This window comes from Caldimonas taiwanensis NBRC 104434, from assembly GCF_001592165.1.
GTDB lineage: Bacteria > Pseudomonadota > Gammaproteobacteria > Burkholderiales > Burkholderiaceae_C > Caldimonas > Caldimonas manganoxidans.
In genome coordinates, this window is the sequence record NZ_BCWK01000006.1 from 114,238 (window position 1) to 140,757 (window position 26,520).

The 26,520-nt window shown below is 64.9% G+C and carries 22 protein-coding genes; 15 read left to right on the plus strand and 7 right to left on the minus strand.

Features of this window, described 5'->3' with window-relative positions; genetic code table 11:
- Window positions 1-26 precede the first annotated feature (26 nt).
- Both CTA01S_RS07290 and CTA01S_RS07295 read left to right on the plus strand, forming a co-directional pair.
- Window positions 27-452, plus strand: coding sequence for a hypothetical protein (locus CTA01S_RS07290; RefSeq protein WP_062193854.1), 426 nt, complete (start codon window positions 27-29; stop codon window positions 450-452).
- Window positions 453-524: 72 nt separating this feature from the next.
- Complete coding sequence (locus CTA01S_RS07295) at window positions 525-791, plus strand: hypothetical protein (protein WP_062193857.1); 267 nt, start codon at window positions 525-527, stop codon at window positions 789-791.
- A gap of 162 nt (window positions 792-953) precedes the next feature.
- Here the strand turns inward: CTA01S_RS07295 and CTA01S_RS07300 are convergent, their stop codons facing one another.
- Genes CTA01S_RS07300 through xdhA form a run of 5 tightly spaced genes read right to left on the minus strand, consistent with a single transcriptional unit; the run spans window position 954 to window position 6,423 of the window.
- The gene (locus CTA01S_RS07300) at window positions 954-1,181 is read right to left on the minus strand and encodes a hypothetical protein (RefSeq protein WP_084362347.1); all 228 of its coding nucleotides are present in this window, start codon (window positions 1,179-1,181) and stop codon (window positions 954-956) included.
- A 56-nt stretch (window positions 1,182-1,237) separates the two neighbouring features.
- Window positions 1,238-1,549: a DDE-type integrase/transposase/recombinase gene (locus tag CTA01S_RS07305; RefSeq protein ID WP_062193865.1), complete on the minus strand. Its 312-nt coding sequence runs from the start codon at window positions 1,547-1,549 to the stop codon at window positions 1,238-1,240.
- Window positions 1,550-1,596: 47 nt separating this feature from the next.
- Window positions 1,597-2,439, minus strand: coding sequence for a xanthine dehydrogenase accessory protein XdhC (xdhC, locus tag CTA01S_RS07310; protein WP_062193869.1), 843 nt, complete (start codon window positions 2,437-2,439; stop codon window positions 1,597-1,599).
- Window positions 2,439-4,868, minus strand: coding sequence for a xanthine dehydrogenase molybdopterin binding subunit (gene xdhB, locus CTA01S_RS07315; protein WP_062193873.1), 2,430 nt, complete (start codon window positions 4,866-4,868; stop codon window positions 2,439-2,441). Before xdhB ends, xdhC begins: the two co-directional genes overlap by 1 nt.
- 10 nt (window positions 4,869-4,878) lie before the next feature.
- Window positions 4,879-6,423 (minus strand): xanthine dehydrogenase small subunit, encoded by a 1,545-nt coding sequence (gene xdhA / locus CTA01S_RS07320; protein WP_019559988.1) that lies wholly within the window; start codon window positions 6,421-6,423, stop codon window positions 4,879-4,881.
- A 119-nt stretch (window positions 6,424-6,542) separates the two neighbouring features.
- Here xdhA and CTA01S_RS07325 point away from each other — a divergent pair, with 119 nt between their 5' ends.
- From CTA01S_RS07325 to CTA01S_RS07360, 8 genes are all read left to right on the plus strand, one after another.
- Complete coding sequence (locus CTA01S_RS07325; RefSeq protein ID WP_062193875.1) at window positions 6,543-7,496, plus strand: LysR family transcriptional regulator; 954 nt, start codon at window positions 6,543-6,545, stop codon at window positions 7,494-7,496.
- Window positions 7,497-7,523: 27 nt separating this feature from the next.
- Window positions 7,524-8,840 carry a guanine deaminase gene (gene guaD, locus CTA01S_RS07330; protein ID WP_062194092.1) on the plus strand — a complete coding sequence of 439 codons (1,317 nt, stop codon included), beginning with the start codon at window positions 7,524-7,526 and terminating at the stop codon, window positions 8,838-8,840.
- A 75-nt stretch (window positions 8,841-8,915) separates the two neighbouring features.
- Window positions 8,916-10,289, plus strand: a complete 1,374-nt coding sequence (locus tag CTA01S_RS07335) for an NCS2 family permease (protein ID WP_084362348.1) — start codon at window positions 8,916-8,918, stop codon at window positions 10,287-10,289.
- Window positions 10,290-10,391: 102 nt separating this feature from the next.
- On the plus strand, window positions 10,392-11,945 hold the full coding sequence (locus CTA01S_RS07340) for an ABC transporter ATP-binding protein (RefSeq protein WP_019559992.1): 1,554 nt from the start codon (window positions 10,392-10,394) through the stop codon (window positions 11,943-11,945).
- Entirely contained in the window at window positions 11,932-13,026 is a 1,095-nt protein-coding gene (locus tag CTA01S_RS07345; RefSeq protein ID WP_062193878.1) for an ABC transporter permease, read from the plus strand. Before CTA01S_RS07340 ends, CTA01S_RS07345 begins: the two co-directional genes overlap by 14 nt.
- A 1-nt stretch (window position 13,027) precedes the next feature.
- Complete coding sequence (locus CTA01S_RS07350) at window positions 13,028-13,948, plus strand: ABC transporter permease (protein WP_062193880.1); 921 nt, start codon at window positions 13,028-13,030, stop codon at window positions 13,946-13,948.
- 58 nt (window positions 13,949-14,006) lie between these two features.
- A complete protein-coding gene (locus CTA01S_RS07355; RefSeq protein WP_019559995.1) occupies window positions 14,007-15,158 on the plus strand; it encodes a BMP family ABC transporter substrate-binding protein in 1,152 nt (383 codons plus the stop codon).
- A gap of 259 nt (window positions 15,159-15,417) precedes the next feature.
- Window positions 15,418-15,672 (plus strand): SemiSWEET transporter, encoded by a 255-nt coding sequence (locus CTA01S_RS07360; RefSeq protein WP_019559996.1) that lies wholly within the window; start codon window positions 15,418-15,420, stop codon window positions 15,670-15,672.
- 190 nt (window positions 15,673-15,862) lie between these two features.
- On the opposite strand, the gene CTA01S_RS07365 is transcribed toward CTA01S_RS07360, so the two are convergent.
- Window positions 15,863-16,993 carry an alkane 1-monooxygenase gene (locus tag CTA01S_RS07365; protein WP_062193883.1) on the minus strand — a complete coding sequence of 377 codons (1,131 nt, stop codon included), beginning with the start codon at window positions 16,991-16,993 and terminating at the stop codon, window positions 15,863-15,865.
- Between the two features lie 16 nt (window positions 16,994-17,009).
- A complete protein-coding gene (locus tag CTA01S_RS07370; protein ID WP_062193887.1) occupies window positions 17,010-18,089 on the minus strand; it encodes an OmpW/AlkL family protein in 1,080 nt (359 codons plus the stop codon).
- Between the two features lie 760 nt (window positions 18,090-18,849).
- Here CTA01S_RS07370 and CTA01S_RS07375 point away from each other — a divergent pair.
- The 5 genes from CTA01S_RS07375 (at window position 18,850) to CTA01S_RS07395 (ending at window position 26,483) form a co-directional block, all read left to right on the plus strand.
- Window positions 18,850-19,971, plus strand: a complete 1,122-nt coding sequence (locus CTA01S_RS07375; RefSeq protein WP_084362349.1) for an AraC family transcriptional regulator ligand-binding domain-containing protein — start codon at window positions 18,850-18,852, stop codon at window positions 19,969-19,971.
- A 303-nt stretch (window positions 19,972-20,274) separates the two neighbouring features.
- Window positions 20,275-22,791 carry an acyl-CoA dehydrogenase gene (locus CTA01S_RS07380; protein ID WP_062193895.1) on the plus strand — a complete coding sequence of 839 codons (2,517 nt, stop codon included), beginning with the start codon at window positions 20,275-20,277 and terminating at the stop codon, window positions 22,789-22,791.
- A gap of 116 nt (window positions 22,792-22,907) precedes the next feature.
- The gene (locus CTA01S_RS07385) at window positions 22,908-24,245 is read left to right on the plus strand and encodes a 3-oxoacyl-ACP reductase (RefSeq protein ID WP_062194099.1); all 1,338 of its coding nucleotides are present in this window, start codon (window positions 22,908-22,910) and stop codon (window positions 24,243-24,245) included.
- A gap of 3 nt (window positions 24,246-24,248) precedes the next feature.
- The gene (locus CTA01S_RS07390; protein WP_062193912.1) at window positions 24,249-25,190 is read left to right on the plus strand and encodes a MaoC family dehydratase; all 942 of its coding nucleotides are present in this window, start codon (window positions 24,249-24,251) and stop codon (window positions 25,188-25,190) included.
- Window positions 25,191-25,193: 3 nt separating this feature from the next.
- Window positions 25,194-26,483 (plus strand): acetyl-CoA C-acetyltransferase, encoded by a 1,290-nt coding sequence (locus CTA01S_RS07395; RefSeq protein ID WP_062193916.1) that lies wholly within the window; start codon window positions 25,194-25,196, stop codon window positions 26,481-26,483.
- Window positions 26,484-26,520 lie beyond the last annotated feature (37 nt).

Here is a 26,520-nt window from a genome sequence, read left to right on the forward strand (position 1 = left end):
GACCCCCTTCAGGCAGGAGGCGCGAGATGACCGACGGCTTTCCGATCTGGGCCCACTCGTGCGTGCGGCGCAAGCTGGCCCTGAGCCACACGAACGGCTGCTGCGGCGGCACTGGCCGCCAAGCCCGCAGCGCCGCGGAAGTGGAAGTACCACGCAGGATCACCATGCTGCCGCTACGTCCTGGTTACTACGTGGCAAGCGAGACACCCTGTGATCAGGCATCCAACGCAACCATCGTGCGGGTCCACCGGAATGGCATCAATTCGTCCCGCCTGGTCTGTGAATTCTCGAGCATCGAGCAGGTCAGGTCGAACACCTTCCACACGCTGGAATCCTGTAAGGATATCCGTGTTGAAGGCGCCGGAGATGTCGGCACGATTGTCTACACGCTGGATGAAGAATACACTTTCATTTTCGAAAGCCCGCAGGGTGTGGTGCAGAGCTTTCGCTAGTGCCCACAATCCGGCATGCCGACGCCCTGGCGTGATAGCGCCATCAAGGGTTGACCGTAGGAGAAGACGGCAATGTATTTTCTGGTAACAGTCGGCATGGTGGCATTGGGTATCTGGATGTTCACCAGCGCAGTTCGCATTCGCAAGGAATTGGCACGCTACGAATTCGAGCACAGAGACGCTGGAGGCAACGTGACCTTCAAGTCATTTGAGGATGCCGAGCGGCATCGCAAACGTGAAGCAAGGATGAACGTTCTGGTGACCTTCGGTGTGTTGCTGGTACTCGTCGGCGGACTGGGTCTGCTGGCTGGCATTACTCTTCCGCGCTTTCTCGTATGACGGGGCGACCGGAACAGCAACCCGCTCCTGCGTAAAGCAACGCCGCGGAACCGGCCCAAGGGCGATGCCGATGCAGGCAGACAGCCCGGTCCGACGGCGTTCTTGCCCTTTAGTCTCCTGCCCTGCCCGTTTGCCCATCCGCAGATCCGCGCACTCTGCCCTCTACCTGTCGGGTCCCGGATGATTCCCAACCTGTTTTGAGAACAGATGCGGATGGGAGCGGCGCCATCGTTTCATGGCCTGAAGGGTGAGGTGTGGCAGAGCCTTCTGGGGCAGGTGCTCGTTGCGCAGCCACACGCAGCCGTGCAGCGGGGTGGCCAGGCTCTGGGCGCTGTTGAAGGGGTGCGCGCGCAGCACCTGCTCAAGCCGCCCGTTGAATCGCTCGACCATGCCGTGGGTCTGCGGGCGACTTCGGCCGGGTCCAGCGATGCTCGATGCCCAGGGCTTCACACAGGGCGTCCAACGCATGCTGCCCCCTTGGCTTTGGAGCCGAAGGGGCGGTCGGTGAACTCACGGCCGTTGTCGGTGAGCAGGGTGTGGATCTCGAACCGCGCGGCCTTGTGCAGCATGTGGAGGAAGGCTTTGGCCGCCGCAGCCGTCTTGTGGCTCTTGATGGCGATGAACACCCAGCGTGTGGCCCGGTCGATGGCCACGAACACATCGCGCCAGGCCGGCTCGTCGGCCTTGAAGGGTTGGGGCGAGCGCGCAGGGACCTGCGGGGCCGGCAGGCGCGAATGGCCTCGTCGATCGTGCAGCAACCAATCATCCGGGACCCGACAGGCGGTTTGGGAGGAAGGTTTGGGTATCAGCCAGCGAAGGGGGGTGGCGAGCAGGGGGGCGGGGCGCCGACGGTCGAAGTGGCTTGAAGCAGCTCGGCGGCCACGGCCACGGCGATCACTTCGGGAGACTTGCCTTCGATGCCGGGCACGCCAATGGGGCAGCGCATGCGGGCAAGGGCTTGCGGCGCGATGCCTCGTTGAATGAGACGGTGTTCGAAGCGGCTGCGCTTGGTTTTCGAGCCAATCAAACCGAAGTAGCGGAAGTCGCCGCGACGCAGAATGGCTTCGGTGATGCGCAGGTCCAGGTCGTGCTGGTGGGTCATCACCAGGAAGCAGGCGTTGGCAGGTGCGCGCGCGACTTCGGCTTCGACGCTGTCGACGCACAGGCGCTCGATGCGTGCGGCCGTCGAGAGGGGGATGTCCGGAGGAAAGGCGTCTTCGCGCTCGTCGATCCATTGCACCTGACAGGGCAAGGTTTCCAATACGCGCACCAAGGCCCGGCCGACATGGCCCGCGCCGTAGAGCTGCAACACGAAACGCGGTGGAGTCTCGGGCCATTGTCTCCAGGCCGCCTCGTCCAGCGGGGCGATGCGCAGCTCGACCACTCCGCCACAGCATTGGCCCAATCGTGGCCCAAGCGGAAAGCGTTGTGTGAACGCGGTCCATCCGGGGTGGGCCAGGGCCTCGCGCGCCAGACGGATGGCTTCGAATTCGAGATGCCCGCCGCCGATGGTGCCGGCCACCTCGCAGGCGTTGACCAACATGCGCGTGCCGGCTTCACGCGGGGCCGAGCCCTGGGTGTGCTCGACGCTGACCACCGCGGCGGCTTGTCCGCGGTCGAGCCAGGTGCGGGCCAATTCGCGCAACATCAGCCGGCCTGCTGCACGGCATGAATGGCCGCCAGGATGGCCTCGGGCGTGGCCGGCGCGCGCAGCGGGGGATCGATGCGGTGGCCGCCCACGGCCGAGATGGCGTCGCGGATCGCGAAAAACACCGAAAAGGCCAAAAGCAAGGGAGGCTCTCCCACCGCTTTGGAACGGTGGATGCTGTCTTCTCGGTTGTGCGCGTCGTACAGATGCACGTTGAACACCGGTGGCACGTCGTTGGCAGTGGGGATTTTGTAGGTGCTGGGCGCATGGGTCATCAGGCGGCCAGTGCGAGGATCCCACCACAACTCTTCGCTGGTGAGCCAGCCCATGCCCTGGATGAACGCGCCTTCGACCTGCCCTAGATCGATGGCCGGGTTCAAGGAACGGCCCACGTCGTGCAGGATATCGGCGCGCAAGGTGCGAGCTTCGCCAGTGAGTGTGTCCACGATCACTTCCGACACCGCCGCGCCGTAGGCGAAATAGTAGAAGGGCCGGCCTTGCAGGGTCTGCGGATCCCAATGGATCTTGGGTGTGGCGTAGAAGCCATCGCTCCACAACTGGACGCGGGCCAGGTAGGCTTGCCAGACGAGTTCGGAGAAGGTCAGGCGGTGGCCTGCGACATGCACCATGTCGTTGGCGAAGTGCACCTCCTGAGGGGCGCCGCCGAATCGGCTGGCGGCAAAGGCGGCGAGACGATCACGGATCTGACGCGCGGCGTGTTGCGCGGCCTTGCCATTGAGGTCGCTGCCGGTCGAGGCCGCAGTGGCCGAGGTGTTGGCGACTTTGTCGGTATCGGTGGCGCTGCAGCGCACGCGCTCGAAGTTGACCCCCAGCTCGTGCGCCACCACCTGGGCCACTTTGGTGTGCAGGCCCTGGCCCATTTCGGTGCCGCCATGGTTGACCAGGATCGATCCGTCGTTATAGACGTGCACCAAGGCGCCGGCTTGGTTGAAGTGCGGCACGTTGAACGAGATGCCGAACTTCACCGGTGTCAGCGCCAGCCCCTTTTTCAGCACCGGGCTGGCGGCGTTGAAAGCCTGCACCGCTTCGCGCCGGGCGCGGTAGTCGGCGCTGCGTTCCAGCGTGTCCACCAGCTCGTGAAGAATGTTGTCCTCCACCGGCTGGCCATAGGGAGTCGTCTGTCCCTGGCGAGCATAGAAATTGAGCTTCCGCACGTCCAGCGGGTCACGGCCGAGCTTGCGGGCGATGGAGTCGAGGATCCATTCGATGGCAATGGCGCCTTGCGGTCCGCCGAAGCCGCGGAACGCGGTGTTGCTCTGCGTGTTGGTTTTGGCGCAATAGCCATGGATGGCCACCTCGGGCAGCCAGTACGCGTTGTCGAAATGGCACAAGGCACGGGTCATCACTGGACCGGAGAGGTCGGCCGAGAAACCTGCGCGTGAGACCATGTCGATTTCGACGCCCAACAAGCGCCCTTCGTCGTCGTAGGCCGCTTCGTATTCGTAGTGGAAGCAGTGGCGTCGGCCCGTGATCAGGAAATCGTCGTCACGGTCCACGCGCAGCTTGACCGGTCGGCGCAGGGCGCGCGCGGCGATGGCTGCCACACAGGCGAACAGGGCGGACTGTGACTCTTTGCCGCCGAAGCCTCCGCCCATGCGCCGGCATTCCACCCGCACATGATGGGCTTGCAAGCCCAGGGCATGCGCCACCACGTGCTGCATCTCGGTCGGGTGCTGAGTGGAACACTGCACCAGCATCCCCTCGTCTTCGAGCGGGCGGGCATAGGCGATTTGCCCTTCCAAGTAGAACTGTTCCTGGCCGCCCACCTCGAACGTGCCTTGCAGCTTGTGCGGCGCCGTCGACAGCACATGCTGCACAGCCCCTGGCGCACTTTCTCGTCGCATGTGCATGGGTGGCAGCACGTACTGGCCGGCCGCGTGCGCGGCTTCGGGGGTGAGCAGGGCGGGCAGCTCTTCATAGGCCACCACTTCGGGTTGCTGCGCCAGGGCAGCAGCGCGTCGAGCGGCTTGGACCGAGGTGGCCACCACCGCAAAGACCGGTTGGCCCACATAGTGCACCAGGCCATCGGCCAGAATGGGGTCGTCTCCCTTCACGATGGGCGCCACATCGTTGGTGCCTGGAATGTCCCGTGCGGTGAAGACCGCCACCACGCCTGGCATGGACCGTACAGGCTCGAGGTTCAGCGCCGTGATGCGTGCGTGTGGCACACGGGACAGGCCCAGCGCTGCATACAGCGTGCCAGAGACCTCGGGAATGTCGTCGGTGTACGTGGCTTCTCCAGTGACGTGCAGGTGGGCCGATTCATGGGGCCGGCTCACTCCCACGCGCTGGCCGGCGCGCAGGCGTTGCGCCTCGCCATCGGCATCGATGCGGATCGCCCGCGGCGCCGGGTCGATCAGAGCGGGCTCGCTGGGGGTCAGGTCGGTTGGGTCGGCGCGCTGGTTCATGGCGAGTTCCTCATGCATCGGAGGCCGCAGGCAGGGCTTGCGCTCTGTCGTGCCACACCGTCACGGGGGCAGCCCCTGCTTGGCTGTCGTGCCAGGCCCGCAGGATCAGATGGCTGGCCACACGCAGCCGGTACTCGGCCGTCGCCCGCAGGTCACTCAGGGGTCGAAAGTCTTGCGCGAGTGCGGCCATTGCGGCTTGCACGCGCGGCAGCGACCACGGTCCGCCGCGCAGCGCGGCCTCGGCTCGTGGGGCACGGCGCACGGTCGCTGCCATGCCCCCGTAAGCCAGGCGCACGTCGCGCACGGTATCGCCTTCTAGCCACAGTGACAGACCCAGGCAGACCGCTGAGATGTCGCTGTCGTAGCGCTTGCTGATTTTGTAGCCACGCACCAGTTGGCCGGGCTGGGGCAGGGGCACTTCCAGTGCCTGCAAGAACTCGCCCGGCTCCAGCGCGTTCTTCATGTAATCGAGGTAGAAGTCGGCGAGCATCAGGCGGCGTATCCGTGGCCCGCGCCGCAGCACGACTCGCGCATCGAGCGCGATGAGCGCCGGGGCGCTGTCGCCGATGGGTGAGCCGTTGGCCACGTTGCCCCCCATGGTGCCGGCATGGCGGATGGGGGGTGAGGCAAAGCGCAGCCACAGCTCGGCCAGCTCGGGATACAGTCCCACCAGGGCGCTCCAGGCCGCTTCCAGCGTTGCGCCTGCACCAATGTGCAAGCACCCATCGCGCTGCACGATGTGTTTGAGTTCCGCGACCTCGCCCAGGTAAATCAGATCCCCCAGGCGGCGCATCTGCTTGGTGACCCACAGGCCCACATCGGTGGAGCCGGCCAGCAGCCGGGCCTGCGGATGGGCCAAGCGCAGCTCGGCCAGTTCATCCAGGGTGCGCGGGGCGAAGAATCGATCGCTGCCGGCTGGCGTGGCCAGCTGCGCACCTCGTGCCGGGATCAGGCTGCGCAATGCCGCTTCGATGGGCGTGGTGTCCAGGTGCACCGGCGGCAGATCGAACATGCGCAGTCCGGCCTCCAGGATCGGGCGGTAGCCGGTGCAGCGGCACAGGTTGCCCGACAGATCGTCGGCCAAGCGCTGTCGGCTGGGCCGACCGGCAGCCCCGCGGCCGTGGCGCTCATAGGTGTGCCACAGCGTCATCACGAACCCCGGCGTGCAAAAGCCGCATTGCGAGCCATGGCAATCGACCAAGGCTTGTTGCACCGGATGCAAGCGGCCACCGGCCAGGCGCTTGAGGTCTTCCACCGTGAACAGGGCCTTGCCGTCCAGCGTGGGCAGGAACTGGATGCAGGCGTTGACATTGCGCAGATCCAAGCCCCCGACGCGGCTGACGCCGGGCGCCGGCGGGGCCGAAAGATCGGCCAGCTCACCGACGACCACGGTGCAAGCGCCGCAGTCGCCCTCGGCACAGCCTTCCTTGGTGCCGGTGCAATGCAAGTCTTCGCGCAAGTATTGCAGCACGGTGCGCGTGGGCTCGGCCTGCGCCAGCGTGTGCAGCTGGCCTTGGGCGTAGAAGCGGATCGGTCGCGTGTGCATGGCGTCCATGGGGTACGGGCCAAGCCGCTGCTGCGGCGCCGGCCAACGAAGGGCGAATACCGCAACGGTAACGCCAAGGGGGGCTTGGTGTATACGAGAATATGAATAAAGGTTATCGAAACATGGATATGACACTGCGGGCCGAATTCGACAAGATCGAGCTTCATCTCGTGCGGGTCTTGCTCACCGTGATCACCGAACGCAGCGTCTCACGTGCCGCTTTGAAGCTGGGCTTGAGCCAGCCGGCCGTCAGTGCCTATTTGCGCCGGTTGCGTGCGCTGACGGGCGATGCCTTGTTGGTGCGTGCTGGCAATGAGATGATGCCGACCCCGACGGCCTTGGAGCTGCTGGAGCCAGCGCAGACTCTCTTGCGGGAGGCCGAGCGTTTGTTCGGTGCCCCGCAGCGCCACCGCAGTTTTGACCCCTCGACGGCCGCCGGGGTGTTCCGGGTGGCAGCCAGCGACTACCTCGACCCGCTGTTCTTGCCTCAGCTGGTGGCGCACTTCAAGCACGAAGCTCCATTGGCGCAGCTCGATCTCGTGCCGCTGACGGCGCAGTTCGATCTGCGCCGCGCCCTGGCCTCGGGCGAGGTGGATCTCGTGATCGGCAACTGGTTGGAGCCGCCTGAAGAGCTGCATTTGGGGCGGCTGCTGACCGACGAGGTGGTGTGCCTGGTCAACCAGGACCACCCGGCCGTGCGCAGCACGCGCGGCTGGACCGTGGAGCGCTATCTGGAGTGTGAGCATGTCGCGCCCATGCCGCTGCACACCGGACGCGAAGCCCTGGGCGTGATCGACGCCTATCTGGGTGCTCGGGGCTTGCATCGGCGTGTGACCGTGCGCAGTGCCCACTTTGGTCAGATCCCGCACATGGTGGCTGCCAGCCTGCTGGTGTTGACCACCGGGCGGCAGTTTTGTCAGCGCTATGTGGATCACTTGCCGGTGCGCATCGTGCGCTGCCCAGTGGGATTCCCGCCGATGAACTACTACCAGCTTTGGCACGAGCGCACGCATTCGTCTGCCGCCCATCGGTGGTTCCGCGAGCAGGTGCGCGAGGTGGCGCGCGCCTTGGTCGGCTCATGAATTCGATGGCCCACCGATGACATGTCGATGAACCAGCCCTTGCCTTCGAAGTTTGCCCTGCGCGGTGACTTGCTCGACTTTGCCGCCGACCCGGGCTGGAGTGTGGAGCCGGGTGCGGCCGTGCGTTTCCGGCCCGACCATTGGCTGTTGGTGGAGGACGGCATCATCCGTGGTGTGCATGCCAGTGATGCGGCATTCGACGCGAGTTGGACGCGCATCGACCACCGCGGCCGCTTGGTATTGCCAGGTTTCATCGACACGCATGTGCACGCGCCTCAGCTCGATGTGATCGCCAGCTTCGGCGCCGAACTGCTGGACTGGCTGAACACCTATACCTTTCCGGCCGAGCAGCGCTATGCGGATGCGCACGAGGCCCAGGCTGGCGCCGAGCGCTTCTGCGATGCCTTGCTGGCGCACGGCACCACCAGTGCGGTGGTGTTCCCGACGGTGCACAAAGTCAGTGCCGATGCATTGCTGGCGGCTGCTCATGCGCGCGGCATGCGGCTCATCGCCGGCAAGGTGCTGATGGATCGCAACGCGCCGACGGCATTGCTGGACACCGTCGACAGCGCCGAGGCCGACAGCCGCGAGCTCATCGAACGATGGCATGGCCGCGGCCGCTTGGCCTATGCGATGACGGTACGCTTTGCGCCCACCAGCACGGTCGCGCAGATGGAGATGGCCGGCCGCTTGATGCGCGAAGTGCCGGGCTTGTACATGCAGACGCACGTGGCCGAGAACCGCGCCGAGGTGGCCTGGGTGCGCGAGCTCTTTCCGCAGGCGCGTAGCTACCTCGATGTCTATGACCGCCATGGGTTGCTCGGACCGCGGTCGGTGCTGGCGCACGGCATCTGGCTCGACGACGAAGACCGGGCCTTGCTGGCGCGCACCGCAGCGCAGATCGCGCACAGCCCGAGCTCCAATCTCTTTCTCGGCAGTGGGCTGTTCGCTTGGCGTGCCTTGGAGGACGCCGGCGCGCGGGTCAGTGTGGCCACCGACGTGGGCGGCGGCACCAGTCTTTCGATGATCCGCACATTGGCCGATGCCTACAAGGTGCAAGCCTTGCAGGGAGTCAAGCTCACGGCCTGGAAAGCCTTGTATGCCGCCACCCGCGGCGCGGCCCTGGCGCTGGCGCTGGACCACGAGATCGGCAGCTTCGAACCCGGGCGCATGGCCGATGTGTGCGTGTGGGACTGGGCGCGGGGGCCGGTGGGACAGCGCCGCCTGGCCGTGGCCACGGGGCTGCACGAAAAGGTGTTTGCCTGGATGACCCTGGCCGACGAGCGCCATCTGGTGCAGGCCTTCGTGGGCGGCATCAGCCGCGTGCGGCGCGACACGAGTTGACCCGCGTTCATCGATTCCATTCACCAAGTATCACAGGCGGGCGCCCGTGCGACCCGCTGCAACAGGAGACACATCATGCCGGCCCAGACCGACCCCACGCCCGGTGTTGCCAACCCCCTGGTTCCGACGCGCGCCGATGCGCCGCCGCAGCCGCTGCTGGAGCGCTGGTTCCAGTTGCGCGCACATGGCACCGATGTGCGCACCGAGCTGACCGCAGGACTGACGACCTTTCTGACGATGGCGTACATCGTCTTCGTCAATCCGTCCATCCTGGGAGATGCCGGCATGCCCAAAGACGCCGTGTTCGTGGCCACGTGTCTGATCGCGGCCTTGGGCACCTTGATCATGGGCCTGTATGCCAACTACCCGATCGCCCTGGCCCCGGGGATGGGCTTGAACGCTTACTTCGCTTACGTGGTGGTGCTGGGCATGGGCTACTCCTGGCAAGTGGCGCTGGGGGCGGTGTTCATCTCCGGCTGCTTGTTCCTGTTGGTCACCGTGCTGAAGCTGCGCGAACTCATCATCCGTGGCATTCCGTCGGCGTTGCGGGTGGCCATCACCGCAGGCATCGGCATGTTTTTGGCGATCATTGCCTTGAAGAGTGCTGGCATCGTCGCCGCGTCCAAGGCCACCTACGTGACGCTGGGCAATTTGCACCAGCCCTCGGTGGTGTTGGCCGTGCTGGGTTTCTTCACCATCGTGGTGCTCGATCACCTGAAGGTGCGGGGCGCGCTCCTGATCGGCATCTTGTTGACCACCGGTTTGTCCTTCGTGTGGGCAGACAACACCTTCGTGGGCGTGTTTTCCGCGCCGCCGTCCATCGCGCCGACCTGGCTGGAGCTGGATGTCCGCGGGGCCCTGGCGGTGGGGGTGTTCAACGTGATACTGGTGTTCTTCCTGGTCGAGTTGTTCGACGCCACCGGGACCTTGATGGGCGTGGCCAAACGTGCGGGCTTGCTCGCCGAGGGGCAGATGCACCGCATGAACCGCGCGCTGCTGGCCGACAGCGGCGCGATCTTTGCGGGATCTTTGCTGGGCACCTCCAGCACCACGGCGTATATCGAGAGTGCCTCGGGAGTGCAAGCCGGCGGGCGCACCGGCCTGACGGCTGTCACCGTGGCCGTGCTCTTTCTCGCGTGCCTGATGATCTCGCCGTTGGCTGCCTCGGTGCCGGCCTATGCCACGGCCCCGGCACTGTTCTTCGTGGCCTGTTTGATGCTGCGCGAGCTCACCGAACTGGACTGGGATGACACCACCGAAGTCATCCCGGCGGCCGTCACCGCGCTGAGCATGCCGCTGACCTACTCCATTGCCAATGGGATTGCTTTTGGCTTCATCTGTTATGCGGTGCTCAAGCTGTGTACCGGGCAGGCCCGCGCGGTGCACCCGATGGTATGGATCATCGGTGCCATCTTCTTGTTCAAGTTCATCGTCATGGGCGGGCATTGATCGAGCGACGGCCTGGCCCGCCTCGTGCTTGTGGCCGAGGTCGTCGCCACACAGGCACAATCACGGGCCGTGAACGAGACCGCCCCCCGATCGGAGAACTCCATGCCCCTGCGCCTCGAACTGCTGGGCATCAGCAAGCAATATCCCGCCGTCAAAGCCAATGACCGGGTCCACCTGCAGGTGGCCCCTGGTGAAATCCATGCCGTGCTGGGCGAGAACGGTGCGGGCAAATCCACGCTGATGAAAATCATCTACGGCGCGGTGCAGCCCGACGAGGGCGAGATGCGCTGGAATGGGCAGCCGGTGAGGGTGCGCAATCCACATGAGGCGCGCGCGCTGGGCATCAGCATGGTGTTCCAGCATTTTTCGTTGTTCGACACTCTGACCGCGGCTGAAAACGTGTGGCTCGGGCTGGACCGTCGGCTCAGCCTGGACGCGGTGAGCCAGCGCATGCGCGAGGTCTGTGGTCTGTACGGGCTGGACGTGGACCCGCAGCGCCCGGTGCACACGCTCAGTGTGGGGGAACGCCAGCGCGTGGAGATCGTGCGCGCCTTGCTGACCCACCCGCAACTGCTCATCCTGGACGAGCCCACCTCGGTGCTCACCCCCCAAGCGGTGGACAAGCTGTTCGTGACGCTACGCAAGCTGGCCGATACCGGCTGCTCCATCCTCTACATCAGTCACAAGCTCGACGAGATCCGGGCGCTGTGCCACCGCTGCACGGTGCTGCGTGGCGGTCGGGTCACGGGTGAGGTGGATCCGACGAAGGAGACCAACGCCAGTCTGTCGCGCTTGATGATCGGTGCCGATCCGCCCGAACTGGTGCACCGCGAAGCCCAAGCCGGACCGGTGGCCTTGGCGGTGCAGGGCTTGAGCCTGCCCAAGCGCCACCCCTTCGGCACCACGCTGCATGACATCGCTTTCGAGTTGCGGTGTGGCGAAATCCTCGGCGTGGCCGGCGTCTCGGGCAATGGTCAGCAGGAGCTCTTGGCGGCCCTGTCGGGCGAGGACACGCGCGCGGCGGCCGGCAGCATCCGTCTGTTCGGCCAGGACATCGCGGGCCAAGATCCTCGCCGGCGTCGCCAACTGGGCTTGCACTTCGTGCCCGAGGAGCGCTTGGGGCGAGGGGCCGTGCCTTCGTTGTCGCTGGCCCTCAATACCTTGCTGACGCGCACCGAGGCCGTGCATCCCCGCACCGGCTGGATCGATATGCGCCGCGTGCGGGAGCAGACCGAGACGATCATCCGACGCTTTCAAGTCAAGGCCGCAGGAGCGGCCGCGGTGGCCAAAAGCCTGTCGGGGGGCAATTTGCAGAAGTTCATCGTCGGGCGCGAGATCAGCGCCAACCCCAAGGTGCTGATCGTCGCTCAGCCGACCTGGGGCGTGGATGTCGGTGCGGCCGCACAGATTCGAGCCGAGCTGTTGGCGTTGCGCGATGCCGGTTGCGCGTTGCTGGTGGTCAGCGAGGAGCTGGACGAGCTGTTCGACATCAGCGACCGCCTGGTCGTGATGGCCCAAGGACGGCTGTCGCCTGCCGTGCGCACCCGCGAGGCCACCGTCGAGCGCATCGGGGAGTGGATGAGCGGCCTGTGGCCGCAGGAGCGCGCCCAGACGCCTCCAGTGTCTTCCATCGGAGTGACCCATGTTCAAGCTTGAAGCCCGCCCCACGCCTTCGCGGGCCATGTCTTTGGTGTCGCCGCTATTGGCACTGGCCCTGACCGTGCTGATTGGCATCGGTTTGTTCATCGTGCTGGACAAGGACCCGGTGCGCGGCCTGCAGATGTTCTTCGTCGAACCGCTCAAGAGCGGCTACCAGCTCAGCGAGCTGGCAATGAAGGCCGTGCCCTTGGTGTTGATCGCCTTGGGGCTGGCGGTGTGCTTCCGCGCCAATGTGTGGAACATCGGGGCCGAAGGGCAGTTCATCCTCGGTGCCATCTTCGCCGGTGGTGTGGCCATGCAGGCGGGGCCTGGCACGCCGGGCGGCTTCTTCGTCCTTGTGCTGCTGGCTGGCGTGGTGGGTGGCATGGCCTGGGCGGCGATCACCGCTGGGCTGCGTGACCGTTTCAATGCCAATGAGATTCTGGTGAGTCTCATGCTGGTCTACGTGGCTGACATGCTGTTGAGCTATCTGGTCTATGGCCCTTGGAAAGACCCGGCGGGCTTCAACTTCCCGCAAACGATCAGCTTTGCCGAGGTCACCCGCGTGCCGCGGCTGTGGAGCGGATTGCGGGTGAACATCGGCCTGATCCTCGCGCTGGTGATGGTGGTTGCCTTCAGCCTGTTGTTGTTTCGCACCTATGCGGGCTTGAAGCTGCAAGTGGGGGGGCTGGCGCCAATGGCAGCCCGCTATGCCGGCTTTTCCTCACGACAGGCGCTGTGGACGGCCCTGCTGCTGTCCGGCGGCATGGCCGGGCTGGCCGGTGCGCTGGAGGTGGCCGGGCCGCTGGGCCAACTCACGCCGCACGTGCCCTCGGGCTATGGTTTTGCGGCCATCATCGTGGCCTTCGTGGGGCGGCTGCACCCCGTGGGCATTGTCTTTTCGGCGATTCTGATGAGCATGTTTTACATCGGTGGCGAGCTGGCCCAGTCGCGCATGGGGCTGCCCAAGTCGATCACGGGCGTCTTTCAGGGCTTGTTGTTGTTTGCGCTGCTGGCGTGCGACACGCTCATCCATCATCGCCTTCGCTGGCAGCCGTGGGCGCGGGTGCGAGCGGGTGCGGGCCAAGGAGGGGTCTGAGATGGAATCGATCGCCTTGCTGATGGCCGCCACGATGAACGCCGGCACGGTGCTGGCCATTGCTTCGCTGGGTCTGCTCATCAACGAGCGCGCCGGCATCGTCAACCTGGGCGCCGAGGGCATGATGCTGGTGGCGGCCATCGCCGGCTTTGCCACGGGGGTGCACACCGGCAGCGATGGGCTGGCCTTTGCTGCCGGGGCCGCCGCTGGCGCGGCCCTGGCGCTGGTCTTTGGCCTGCTGGTCATTTGGCTCAACACCAACCAGTACGCCTGCGGCCTGGCGCTCAGCCTTTTTGGTGTGGGCTTCTCGGCCTTTGTCGGCATTGGCTATACCCAGCAGCGTCTGAGTGAACGGCCTCGCTTCGAGATCCCCGGCTTGGCCGACTTGCCGTTCTTCGGCGCGGCGTTCTTCAAGCACCATCCGATGGTTTACTTCGCCATCGTGTTGACAGGGGCGCTGGCATGGTTTCTCTACCGTTCCCGTGCCGGCTTGGTGCTGCGCGCGGTGGGCGAATCGCCCGAATCGGCCCATGCCCTGGGCTATCCCGTGCGGCGCATCCGGCTGTTGGCCGTGCTGGCCGGCGGTGCGCTGTGCGGGCTGGCCGGCGCCTACATTTCGGTCATTTACACCCCGCTGTGGGTGGAAGGCATGATCGCTGGCAAGGGCTGGATCGCGCTGGCCTTGACCACGTTTGCCACATGGCGCCCGGCACGGGTGTTGCTTGGCGCGTATCTGTTCGGGGGCGTGACGATGCTGCAGTTCCACCTGCAGGGGCAGGGCGTGCAAATCGCCAGCCAGTTGCTGACGATGTTGCCCTACCTGGCCACCATCGTGGTGCTGGTGCTGATTTCGCGCAACCCGAGCTTCATTCGCGTCAACATGCCGGCCTCGTTGGGCAAGCCCTTCTATCCCGGCGGCTGATGGCGAGATAATTGCCCGTTCACCCCCTTCTTGACCCTTCGATCGGAGACGCTTGGACATGACCGACTTCACCAAACGCACCCTGGTCCGCCTGACCGGCTTGGGCGCCCTGGCGGTGGCTGCGGCCCTGGTGGGCTGCGGCAAGAAAGAAGAGCCCGCCGCCCCAGCGGCCTCTGCCGAGGCGCCGGCGGCTGCCAAACCCGAGCCCCTGAAGATTGCCTTCGCCTACGTCGGCCCGGTGGGCGACGCGGGCTGGACCTTCGCCCACGACCGTGGGCGCAAGGCCATCGAGGCCGAATTCGGCGATCGGGTGCAGACCTCGTTCGTCGAGAGCGTGCCCGAAGGGGCCGATGCCGAGCGCGTCATCCGCGACATGGTCGGTCAGGGCAACAAGCTGATCTTCGGCACCACCTTCGGCTACATGGACTACATGCTGAAGATTGCGGCCGATCACAAGGATGTGAAGTTCGAGCATGCCACCGGCTACAAGACGGCCGAGAACATGCGCACCTACGATTCGCGCACCTATGAGGGGGCTTACATGGCCGGCGTGATCGCCGGCGCGATGACGAAGTCGAACACCCTGGGGGTGGTCGGCTCGGTGCCGATCCCCGAAGTGATCCGCAACATCAATTCGTTCACCCTGGGCGCCCAGAGTGTCAACCCGAAGATCACCACCAAGGTGGTGTGGGTCAACAAGTGGTTCGATCCGCCCAAGGAAGGCGAGGCCGCGCAGTCCTTGCTCAACCAGGGGGCTGACGTGTTGTTCCAGAACACGGATTCCTCGGCCGTGCTGCAAGCGGCCGAGAAAGCTGGCAAGCTGGCCTTCGGTTGGGACTCCGACATGAGCCACTTCGGCCCCAATGCTCATCTGGCCTCGGCCATCATCAACTGGGCGCCGTACTACATCAAGGCCACGCGTGACGTGCTGGAGGGCACCTGGAAGACCGAAACCACTTGGTGGGGCGTCAAGGAAGGCGCGATCGACATCGTCTCCATCTCCGACAAGGTGCCGGCCGATATCCGTGCCAAAGTCGAGGCGGTCAAAGCCGGTCTGAAAGACGGCAGCTTCCAGATCTGGAAGGGGCCCATCGTCGCTCAAGACGGCAAAGAAGTGCTGAAGGCCGGTGAAGTGGCCGACGACAAGTTCCTGCACGGCATCAACTTCTACGTCAAAGGCGTGGACGGCAAAGTGCCCAGCGGGGGCTGAGGCTTGGCCATGCAGGCCGCCGGGGCACAGGCCCGGCGGCTTTTTCGTTTCTCGCCAGTCATGTGGCCACCGCCAGGCCGTGGCCTCGCCCCCACGTGCTGCTGGACGGCCCAGAGGCCCTTGGAGGCGCGTGGCAGACAGGATGCAGGCCGCACTCAGGGGGTGGCGCATCCGTGCCGAGGCCCGGGCCTGTTCGAGGATGGATGCGCAGGAATGGCGGTTCAGTGTGGACGCTTCAGGCTACTTTCCAAACGCAAACATGAACGAGCTGATTGGCTATCTGGCCGCTTGCCTGACCACGCTGTCGTTTCTGCCACAAGCGCTGCACACGTTTCGCACGCGCGATGTCAGCGGGATCTCCTTGGGCATGTATGCGCTGTTCACCAGTGGCGTGGCGCTGTGGCTGGTGTATGGCGTGCTGCTGCGGGCTTGGCCGATCATCGTGGCCAATGGCGTGACCTTGGCGCTGGCGCTGGCCATTTTGTCGATGAAGCTGCGCTATCGCCGGCGCTGAGAAGATGCCCGAGTTCGCCCGCAGGCCAGTCGCAGGGCCGGTCTGCCGCGGTGCGCAGAAGGTCAAAACCCAACGGCGCAGCACGGCCTGGTGTGGCCGCGCTGTGCGCCAGCCGTGGCCGGCGGGCCGCACCGTGCTGGGACGGCCGCGCTGCCGCGGCCGCCCACCGTGCCCCTGCGGACACTCTGGCTCAAGCCACGGGTTGGGGCTTTTGTGTGTGCAGCATTTGCATATAGCGGTCGACTCGGGGGTCCATGATGCGACGCCACAGCGGCGGGCACAGTGCCACCACCACCGCGGCGGCGTAGCCGAACGGCAGTTGCGGGCTTTCATCGAAGTGACGCAGCACTTGGTAGCGCCGTGCGGCGTAGGCGTGATGGTCTGAATGCCGCTGTAGATGGAACAGGAACATGTTGGTCACGAGATAGTCCGAGTTCCATGAATGCTTGGGATCGACGCGCTCGTAGCGGCCATTGGGGAGCTGGCGCCGCTGCAAGCCGTAATGCTCGACGTAGTTGATGATTTCCAGCAAGCACACAGCCACGAAGGCCTGGCCGACGAAATAGACCAAGCCGAGCCAATGGCCTGCGATCCACACGCAGGCCAGGGCGAACAAGGCGCTCAGTCCGAACCAAACCGCCAGTTCCCCGAGCCACGGGCTGTAGGGCTCGCCGCGTCGCTTGGCACGCTGGCGCTCCAGCTCGAAGGCGCGCGGCACGTTGTGCCGCAGTGCGCGGCCGATGAAGCCGTACACGGTTTCGCCGCGTCGCGCGGTGGAGTTGTCGCGCGGCGTGGCCACATCGACATGGTGTCCGTAGATGTGTTCGATCTTGAACGATCCATAGATCACGGACGACAGCAGCAAGCCGCCCCCCCATTGTTCGATCCGGCTGGGCTTGTGGATCAATTCATGGGCGACGTTGATGCCCAGCACGCCGCCCAGGCAGCCCATCGACACGATCCAGCCCACCGCACCCAGCGGACCGAAGGGCGCGGTGGCAAACACATGGGCCCCCCATAGCATCAGGCTGAGTTGAAACGGCACGCACAACAGGGGCAGCGCCGCGTAGTACCAGGACCGCTCCAGCATGGGCGTGTCTTGGGAGGATGGGTTGAGTTTGTCGGTGCCAACGATCAGATCGGCCAGCGGAATCGCCCCGAAGTACATGAGCGGTGTGAGCCAAGCCCACAGATCCCATCGCCCATCCATGCTGGCCATCCAGTAGCTCATCACCGGGGGAGTTCCGGCCAGCAAGAACATCAGATAACCCCAACGGTGATACCCATGGGTTTTCGATCGGGTCAGCCATTGCCACAACATCGCATGCCTCCTCTTGTCAGAACGCGTAGCCCACGCTCAGTAGTACGACGTATGGATCGAGTTTGCTGTCGATCTTGCGCTCGTAGGTTCCCAATGTGCCTCCTCGCGACTGGGCCACACTGTTGAACACGGAATCGAGAATGCCTTGCGTCAGCGGACTGTTGGCGATTTGAGGAATCGGCGCCGGATAGTCTTGCAAGACCGGCGAGCTGCTGCTGAGCATGGTGTCACGCGTGGTCAGGGTGGCGGTGGTGCGCACGGTGACGTACCCCAGCGTCAGCTTCAGATGCAGGCGCTGACTGAATTGGTATTGGAGTCCTGCAAACACGCCCCAACCGGTGGACGGTTTCATTTTGATGTCGGTCGGGCCGCCGGTATAACTTTCCAACGCGGGTGTGGCCTCGGCGTCGAAAAAGTAGGTGTAGTTCAGGCCCACACCCAGCGAGGGGCGAAGTTTGTCGCCCCAGTTGCCGAAGTAGCGGTGCAGGATCAGCGTTGGGGGCAGTTGCTTGACCGTGGCCACCTTGCCCAGACGTTCGATGGTGCCGGCGCCGTAGATGTCGTGCTTGAAGGGCGCGGCCAAGATCAGTCCTTCCACCGCCCAGTTGTCATCCAGGAACTTGCCGATGCTGCCGTAGACCGATTGGCTGTCGCGCACGTCCACGGTCACTCCGGCGGGGATGCCGAAGCTGCGGAAGTTCGGAGAGAACAGCCCCAACACGCCCAGCAGGGGGTGATCGGAGGACGTGAGCACCGGGCCGGTGACGTCGCGCGCATCGCTCGATTCGTCGTTGACTTTGATTTTGGCGCCACCCAGACGGGCGAACCACCGATGCTTGGGTTCGATCTGCAAGCTGCTGCCCGACGATGCCGCGGTGTTGGCTTGCGCCAGTGTCCAGATGCCGCGGTCCTGCTGGTGCGGGCCCGGCCATGAGAGATTCAAGCCCGTGCCACTGGCCGGGCCGACCGCGGGGTCGTCGAGCAACACGCTGGTGGCGGCATGCGCCGGCGAACTGGCGCCCAGGCATGCTCCAGCCAGGGTCAAGGACAGGCTCAAACCGCGCAAACCGCGCGCGGCGAGTCGAATGAACTGCATCGGTTGTCTCCGAATCAAAAAAATGTGGTGGTCGATGGTTCAGTCGGTGTCAGGAAAAGTCCTAATTTCCGGCCAGCGGACGTCCATGATTGATTGAAAGATTGCGGCCTGCGACCGGCTGAGGGGGCTTTGCCTGGGTCATGCGATTGCGAATCGGGTCGGGTCCTCGGGGGCGATTTCAGGTGTGGCGTGATCTGGGTTCGCCCCACGTCCGGTGTGGTGGCTTGCAAGCGTATGGCCCGGGCTGAAAACCCGGGCGATCGATGCGGTCGACGTCAGCGTCAAAACTGTGAGAGATTTCATGGATTGGAAGCATGACCTTCATGCGGAGCACGACACGGTTCGCAGCCCGTCCGGCGTCCGCACTTTTCGCCGGAGTCCGCCTGCGGCATCGTCGATGGAACGACAAACCTTCGTCGGTGGCTGCAGCGTCAAGCATGGCCAAGCCGCTGCCGGTGTTCAATGATTCGAAGCCGTGGGTTGAGGGGGAGCGATGCCAACGCAATCACTGCTGGGTGGGCCGGTGGGGCGAGGGCATTCGCTTGGGGGGCCGATGCGGCCGCGACGCTGATGTTTGAGGGCTGTTTGTGTTTCCACGTATGATGAAAATCGACCATGGGCCCGCTGCCCGGGACTGGCCATCTTGCGGCGCCTGGCCGCTGTGGGCGGCCGCCTGCGGGGACCTTCACGGGCGAGCCAGGGGGCAGGGGGGAGGCCGCGCCGGTCTGGCGGGGCCACGGTGGAAAAAGGGGGGGCGCACATGAGCACGACTCGCACGACGATGGTGCGACGCGGCCCGGCCGAGCCATCCGGCCCGGCGGTGGCGCCCCCGGATCCAGGGTTGGCTTCGACGCCGGAGCCGACGGCCACCGTTTACGAATCCGCCCTGACCCTCATTGCGGTGGTACGCCGACATGGCGCCACCGATGCTCAAATCTTGAACGCCACCGGCATCGACGTGCGCCGGTTGAAGGGGCCCTTGGCGCGTGTGCCCTTGTCGCGGCTCGAAAAATTGTGGGATTTCGCTGCGCAGGTCACCGGCAACCCTGGCATTGCGTTGCAACTCCATCAGTACTATCCCGAAAACAAACTGCATTTCGTGGCCCACTTGGGCATGCGGGCCCGCACGTTGCGCGAGGCCTTGATCAGTTGGCGTCAATACGCGTCTTTGGTGTGTGAGGCCGACGAGGTGGACTTTGCCGTGGACGGTTCGGTGGCAAGGTTCATCTACCGTTGTCGTGACCCGCGTTACGAGTCCCGTTGGTTTGCGGAACACTTTTTGTCCCTGGCCGCTTGGTTCGCTTTGTCCTTCACGGCGGCGCCGCTGCGGGCGCATCAGGTCAACTTCATGCATCCGGATCCGGGCTGTCCCGAAGCGTATCGACAGGCGTTTTACGGCGCGCCGGTGAATTTCCTGGCCACGGAAAACAGCATCGTGTTCGATGCACAGTATCTGGAGCTGCCGTTTTGCACCGCCGACAGCTATTTGCAGCACTTTTTGAAGGAGCAGGCCGAGGAGCTCAAGCGCAGGCTCGAGCGCGATACGCCGGTGAGCAACCGGGTCATGTTTGCCATTTCGGCGTTGATCCAGCGCGGCGAAGAAGTGTCATTCGAGCGCGTCAGTGAAGTGCTCGAGCAGCCGCCGCGCAAGCTGCGTCAGCAGTTGGAAGCCGAGGGACGTCGGTTCCGTGATCTGGTGGACGAAGTTCGGCGGCACTCGGCCGCTCGCTATCTGAAATGGGGGTTGTCGATCACCCAGATGACGGAGATGCTGGGCTTCTCCGAGCCCAGCGCCTTGCAGCACGCCTTCCGTCGGTGGTTCCGTGCGACACCGGGGGCCTTGCGTGCGCAGATGAAATCCGGGGACCCTACCAGCGACTGACCCTCGATCGGCCGTGATCCCTTGGGGCGGCGTTCGAGGGGCCGCCCTGGGGACGTGCGCTTCAGGGGGCCGTCGGCGTTGCGTGGCAGCGCCATCTTGCGTGCGTCCATGCCTTGCCCCGCGTGCACGATGTGCCCGGGCCCTGAGCCGCCTGGCGGCATCGCAGCGCCGCGGGGTGACACCAGCGTCGCCAAAGCCGCGCTGGAGCACATCTCGAATCATTGTCCGGGCCATGGAGCCTGCGTACGCTTGCGTCCATTTCACTGAGCCTTTCAACACTCCAATGCACAGAGGACTTGCGACATGATGGATGTGGGCTTCGTTGCGGCCGTCGTGGCCGCATTGCCGCTCGGGTGGTTGCTCTTGATCTACGCCGGGGCGTCGGTGGGGTGGGCGCTGATGTATGCCCTGGCGTGGACCGTAGGTGCATACGCCACTGGGGCCTTGGGCGTTCGGGGGGTGATCGTCGCGGCGGTGGTGGCGGTGCTACCGCTGGCCGTCTTGACGGTCAAGCCGCTGCGGCGTCGCTGGCTGTCCAAGCCGTTGTTGCGCGTCTTTCGCCGCATCCAACCGTCGATGTCGGCCACCGAGCGTGAAGCCATCGAGTCCGGGACGGTGTGGTGGGAGGCCGATCTGTTTTCCGGTCGCCCCAACTGGGATCGGCTGCTGTTGATGCCGGCGCCACGGTTGACGGCCGAGGAGCAGGCTTTCCTCGACAACGAAGTCGAGCGCTTGTGCGATCTGGCCAATGATTGGGAAACCACGCAGATCTGGCAAGACATGTCGCCGCAAGCCTGGGCGTATGCCAAACAGGCTGGCTTCATGGGCTTGATCATTCCCAAGGAATATGGGGGCAAAGGCTTCTCGGCCTATGCGCATTCTCAAGTGGTGATGAAACTGGCCACCCGCTGCTCGGCGGCCATGGTGTCGGTCATGGTGCCGAACTCTTTGGGCCCGGCCGAGCTCTTGCTGCATTACGGCACGGAGGAGCAGAAGCGCTACTACCTGCCGCGCTTGGCGCGCGGCGAGGAGATCCCGTGCTTTGCGTTGACCAGTCCGTATGCGGGCTCGGATGCCGCCTCCATTCCCGACGTGGGCATCGTGACCAAGCGCATGCACGAAGGGCGCGAAGTCTTGGGCTTTTCTCTGACGTGGAACAAGCGCTACATCACGCTGGCGCCGATCGCCACGGTGCTGGGGTTGGCCTTCCGGGCGCAAGACCCGCATGGCTTGCTCTCGGACAAAAAAGACTTGGGTATCACTTGTGCCCTGATTCCCACGAACCACCCGGGCGTGAACATCGGTCGCCGTCACTGGCCGCTCAACGCCGTGTTCCAAAACGGTCCGACCTCGGGCAAGGATGTCTTCATCCCGCTGGACTGGGTCATCGGCGGGCGCCAACAGATCGGTCAAGGCTGGCGCATGTTGATGGAGTGTCTGGCCGCGGGGCGTTGCATTTCGCTGCCGTCGTCCAATGTCGGAGTCGGCAAGCTCGCGGTGCGCACCACCGGCGCGTATGCCGCATTGAGGCGTCAGTTCAAAACCTCGATCGGCAAGATGGAAGGCGTTCAGGAAGTGCTCGGTCGCATGGGAGGCCACTTGTATGCCATGGATGCGACGCGGCGCTTTGCGGCACTGGCCGTCGATCTGGGCGAGCGTCCCTCGGTGCTGTCGGCCATTGCCAAATACCATGTGACCGAGCGTGCTCGCATGGTCGTCTCCGACGCGATGGACGTGGTCGCCGGCAAGGGCATTTGCATGGGGCCGCACAACTTCATCGCGCGTGCATGGCAGCAGCTGCCCATCGCCATCACGGTGGAGGGCGCCAACATCATGACGCGCAGCTTGATCATCTTTGGTCAAGGATTGATCCGCTGCCATCCATGGGTGTTGCGTGAGCTGCAGGCGGCGTCTCAGTCGGATGAGCGCGTGGCGCTGCAGTCCTTCGATGAGGCCGTGTGGGGGCATGCGGGATTCATGCTGCGCAACGCGGTGCGGGCTTGGATCGATGGGTGGACCGGCGGGCGGCTGTTGAGAGCGCCACGGCGTGCTGCCTCCGAGCTCAAGCCTTACTACCCGGCCGCCACCCGGCTTGCCACGGCTTTGGCCTTGGTCTCCGACGCCTCCATGTTTTCCTTGGGCGCACGGCTGAAGCGCGCCGAGTTGGTCACAGCGCGATTGGGCGATGTGCTGTCGCAACTGTTGATGGCCAGCGCCACGCTCAAGCGCTATGAGGACGAGGGCCGTCGGGTCGAGGATTTGCCGTTGGTGCACTGGGCGGTGCAAGATGCCCTCACCCGCGCTTGGCGGGCTCTGGACGAGGTGCTGCTCAACCATCCGGTGCGCTGGCTCGGTCGTTTGCTGCATCGATGGATTGCGCCTTGGGGCGTGCCCGACTTCCGTCCGTCCGATCGCGAGCTGATCCGCATCGCGGAGTATGTGCAAACGCCGGGTCAAGCGCGCGACCGCTTGTTGGCCGGCTCGTATGTCCCCAGCCCGCAGGTCGATGAAATCGCGCATGGTGAGCTGGCCTTTGCGTTGCATCCGCGGGTGATGCAGATCGAGAAGCGCTTGCGCGAGCAAGGGGCGCTGGTGACCTTGGGGCCCGTGCCGCAGGACTTGCGGCAGTGGCCTGCCTGGGCTCGCAAGGCGCAGCAGCTCAAGCTGATCGACGCACAGGAGCTCGCCCTCCTGGAGCAATACGCGCAGCACTGTGAGATTGCCCTGATGGTGGATGACTTCCCGCAGGACTTCAATTTGTTGGCCGACTTGCAGCGGCGCCAGCAGGCTCTTGCCGATCCTGCGCGCATGGCCGCTTGAAGCAACGATCCAGACTTCCAACGCTTATGAACACCTATTCGCAAGGCTCCACCTCCACGCCGGCATCTTCGGTGGGGGCTCATCCAGCGCTGCGCTCGCATGAGCGCGCGTCCGGGGTGGCCGACCGCTATGTGCATTTCGCCAATTCCGCCTTGGGCAGGCGCGTCATCAGCGCCTTCGGACTGCCACAACCGGCCGTGCTGCGCCGTTGGCAGCCGCATGAGCCCGAATTTCCGGGCCCCGTGATGGTCGATACCTCCCCTGGCAGCGCCCTGGGCGATCGTTTGATCGGCATGCTGGAGGGCTTGGGCGCCAATGTGGTGTCCCCCGCGCGCGTGGACATCGTCAAAGGCTTGCATGCGCTGGTGTTCGATGCCACCACCGTCCAAAGTAGCGCCGAGCTCAAACGCTTTTTCGATTTCTTCCAGCCCAGGGTGCGATCGCTGGCGGCGTGCGCGCGGGTGGTGGTGCTGGGCCGCCCGCCGCAGCAGACCGCCACGACCGCGCAGGCCATTGCCCAGCGTGCCCTGGAGGGGGCGGTGCGTTCGTTGGCCAAGGAGCTTCGGCAAGGTGCCACCGCGCAACTGATCTACGTGACCCCGGGGGCCGAGGGGGCGCTGGAGAGCACGTTGCGCTTCTTTTTGACGGCCCGATCGGCTTTCGTCTCGGGTCAGGTCGTGCGTGTGGATCCACCGGTCGATCCCGTCGTGACCTGGGATCGGTCTCGCCCGCTGACGGGACGCACGGCGGTGGTCACCGGAGCTTCGCGTGGCATCGGCGAAGCCATCGTCCGCGTTCTGGCCCGCGAAGGCGCGCGGGTGATCGGGGTGGACGTGCCGGCGGCCGAGGCGGCCTTGCGGCGGGTGTGTGAAAGCGTTGGGGGGCTGGCCCTCGCGCTGGATGTGACCGCGGCCGATGCCGGGGCCCGCATGGCCAAGGCCGCCGACGGGTGCATCGACGTGATGGTGCACAACGCTGGCATCACGCGGGACAAGCGGCTGGTCAATATGCGCGAGGACCAGTGGAGCAGTGTCATGGAGGTCAACCTGCTGGCGCCGGAGCGGGTCACCGAAGCTTTGGTGGCCCTCAAAGCTTTGCCACGGGGCGCGCGGGTGGTGTGCGTGTCGTCGATGAGCGGCATTGCTGGCAACGCTGGGCAGGTCAACTACGCGGCCTCCAAGGCTGGAGTGATCGGCTTGGTGCAAAGCTACGCGCCACGGCTGGCGCCCGATGGCGTGACGATCAATGCCATTGCGCCGGGCTTCATCGAAACACAAATGACCGGTGCCATGCCATTTGCCATTCGAGAAGCGGGTCGGCGTCTGAACTCCTTGGGCCAAGGGGGCCAGCCGGTGGACGTGGCCGAGGCGATTGCTTGGTTGGCACACCCGGCCTCCGGTGGAGTCACCGGGCAGGTCGTGCGCGTGTGTGGACAGAATTGGCTGGGAGCTTGAGCGATGAACGCTTTCGTGGCGCAAACGAGCTCGTCTTTGGAACTGCCGAGCTGGCGTTATCGGCGGGTGGGTGGTGTGACGATGCTGCGCGCGGGCATGACCTCCTGGACGCGACGGCACCATAGCGCCTTGCCGCCCACCGGGTATGACGTGCGCGGTTTGCCCGAACTGGGCGTGCAATCGAGCAACGTGCAGGTGCGCGCCCGTGACGTGCGGGCCTACGGGAAGGTGTGCGGTTACGCGTTTTCCAGGCACGTGCCGCCGACCTATCTGCATGTCTTGTCGCTGCCTTTGCAAATGGCGCTGCTGCTCGATCGACGGTTCCCATGGCCCTTGCCGGGGCTGGTGCATTTGTCCAGCAGTTTGCGTCAAATCCGACCCGTGCATCCCGGCGATGAGTTGAATCTGGCCGTGTGGATCGATCGGCTCGTGTCGCATCCCAAAGGTCAGGCCGTGGTGTTGGCATGCCGGGTCAAACAAGCTTCGGATGTCGTTTGGGAAGGAGAAAACGTGTATTTGCGCCGCACCGAGGCTGCCTCCGTGGGGGAATCTTGGCGCCCGTTCGTGCTGCCCGATTGGGCTGGCATGACGATGGTCGAGTCCTGGAAAGTGGCCAGCGACATCGGCAGGCGATACGCATGGGTTTCTGGCGATGCCAACCCGATTCATTTGCACGCTTGGCTGGCGCGGATGTTTGGTTTTCGTTCCGCGATCGCGCATGGCATGTGGGTTTTCGCGCGCGCCCTGGCAGGTCTTGGGCAGTTGCCGCCTCGTCTGCGCGCGTATGTGGAGTTCCGCTCTGCCGTGACCTTGCCTACGCGAGTGTCCTTGTGGGCCACCGCGTGGCACAGGGATCGGCCGCGCACCGGGCCGTGGATGGTTCAATCGATGGACGGCTCCCGCATTCATGCCATCGGAGAGTGTGTGGCATTGGGGGAGGTGTGAACGATGCTGGCACTGCAAGCGCCCAGACGGGTGGCCATTGTCGCCGGCAACCGCATTCCTTTTGCCCGCTCGAACACCGCTTATGCTGAACGGTCCAATCAGGAGATGCTGACGGCGGCATTGCGAGGGCTGGTCGATCGTGTCGGATTGCAGGGTGTGCGCCTGGGCGAGGTGGTCGCCGGCGCGGTACTGAAGCATTCTCGTGATTTCAATCTCACCCGCGAAAGCGTGTTGGGCACCACCTTGCATCCAGACACGCCTGCCTACGACATCCAGCAAGCCTGTGGCACGGGGATGCAAGCGGCCATCTTGGTGGCCAACAAGATTGCGCTGGGGCAAATCGACTGTGGCATTGCTGGAGGGGTGGACACCACCTCCGATGCGCCGATTGGACTGAACGAGAAGCTGCGCCGACGGCTGCTGCGTGTCCATCGGGCACGCGGCACCGCAGCGCGTTTGCGCGAGCTGTTGCGCATCAACCCCGGACTGTTCTTCGCACCGGCGCTGCCGCAGATTGCAGAGCCGCGTACCGGTTTGTCCATGGGGGAGCATTGCGAGCAGATGGCCAAGCGCTGGGGCATCTCGCGCGCAGACCAAGACGCCCTGGCCTTGCGCAGCCACCAGCGATTGCATGCCGCCTATGAGCGTGGATTCTTCAATGACTTGGTCACGCCGTATGGCGGACTGCAGAGAGACAACAACTTGCGCGCTCAGCTCAGCGCAGCACAGCTGGCGGCTTTGAAGCCGGCGTTCGATCGTCAGGCTGGAACGCTCACCGCAGGCAATTCCACGCCGTTGACCGACGGTGCCTCATGCGTGCTGCTGGCCAGCGAAGAGTGGGCCAAGGCGCGTGGCTTGCCGATATTGGCCTATCTGCGCTTGGCCGAGACGGCGGCGGTGGATTTCATTGCGCCTCCGGCCGAGGGCTTGCTGATGGCCCCGGCGTATGCCGTGCCGCGCATGCTGGCCAAACTCGGATGGAGCTTGCAGGACTTCGACTATTACGAAATCCACGAGGCCTTTGCCGCGCAAGTGCTGTGCACGCTCAAGGCTTGGCAAGACCCGAAATACTGCCGTGACCGGCTCGGCTTGGATCGCCCCTTGGGCAGCATCGACATGGACCGCTTGAACGTCAATGGCGGTTCGTTGGCGGCAGGACACCCGTTTGCGGCCACCGGGGCCCGCATCTTGGCCCAATTGGCCAAGCAGCTGGCCGAGCGCGGCGGGGGCCGAGGGCTGATCTCCATCTGTGCGGCCGGCGGCCAGGGCGTGGTGGCCGTGGTCGAGCGTTGAGTGTGGCCCCCGGTGGTTGACCGGTCGATGAGGACGG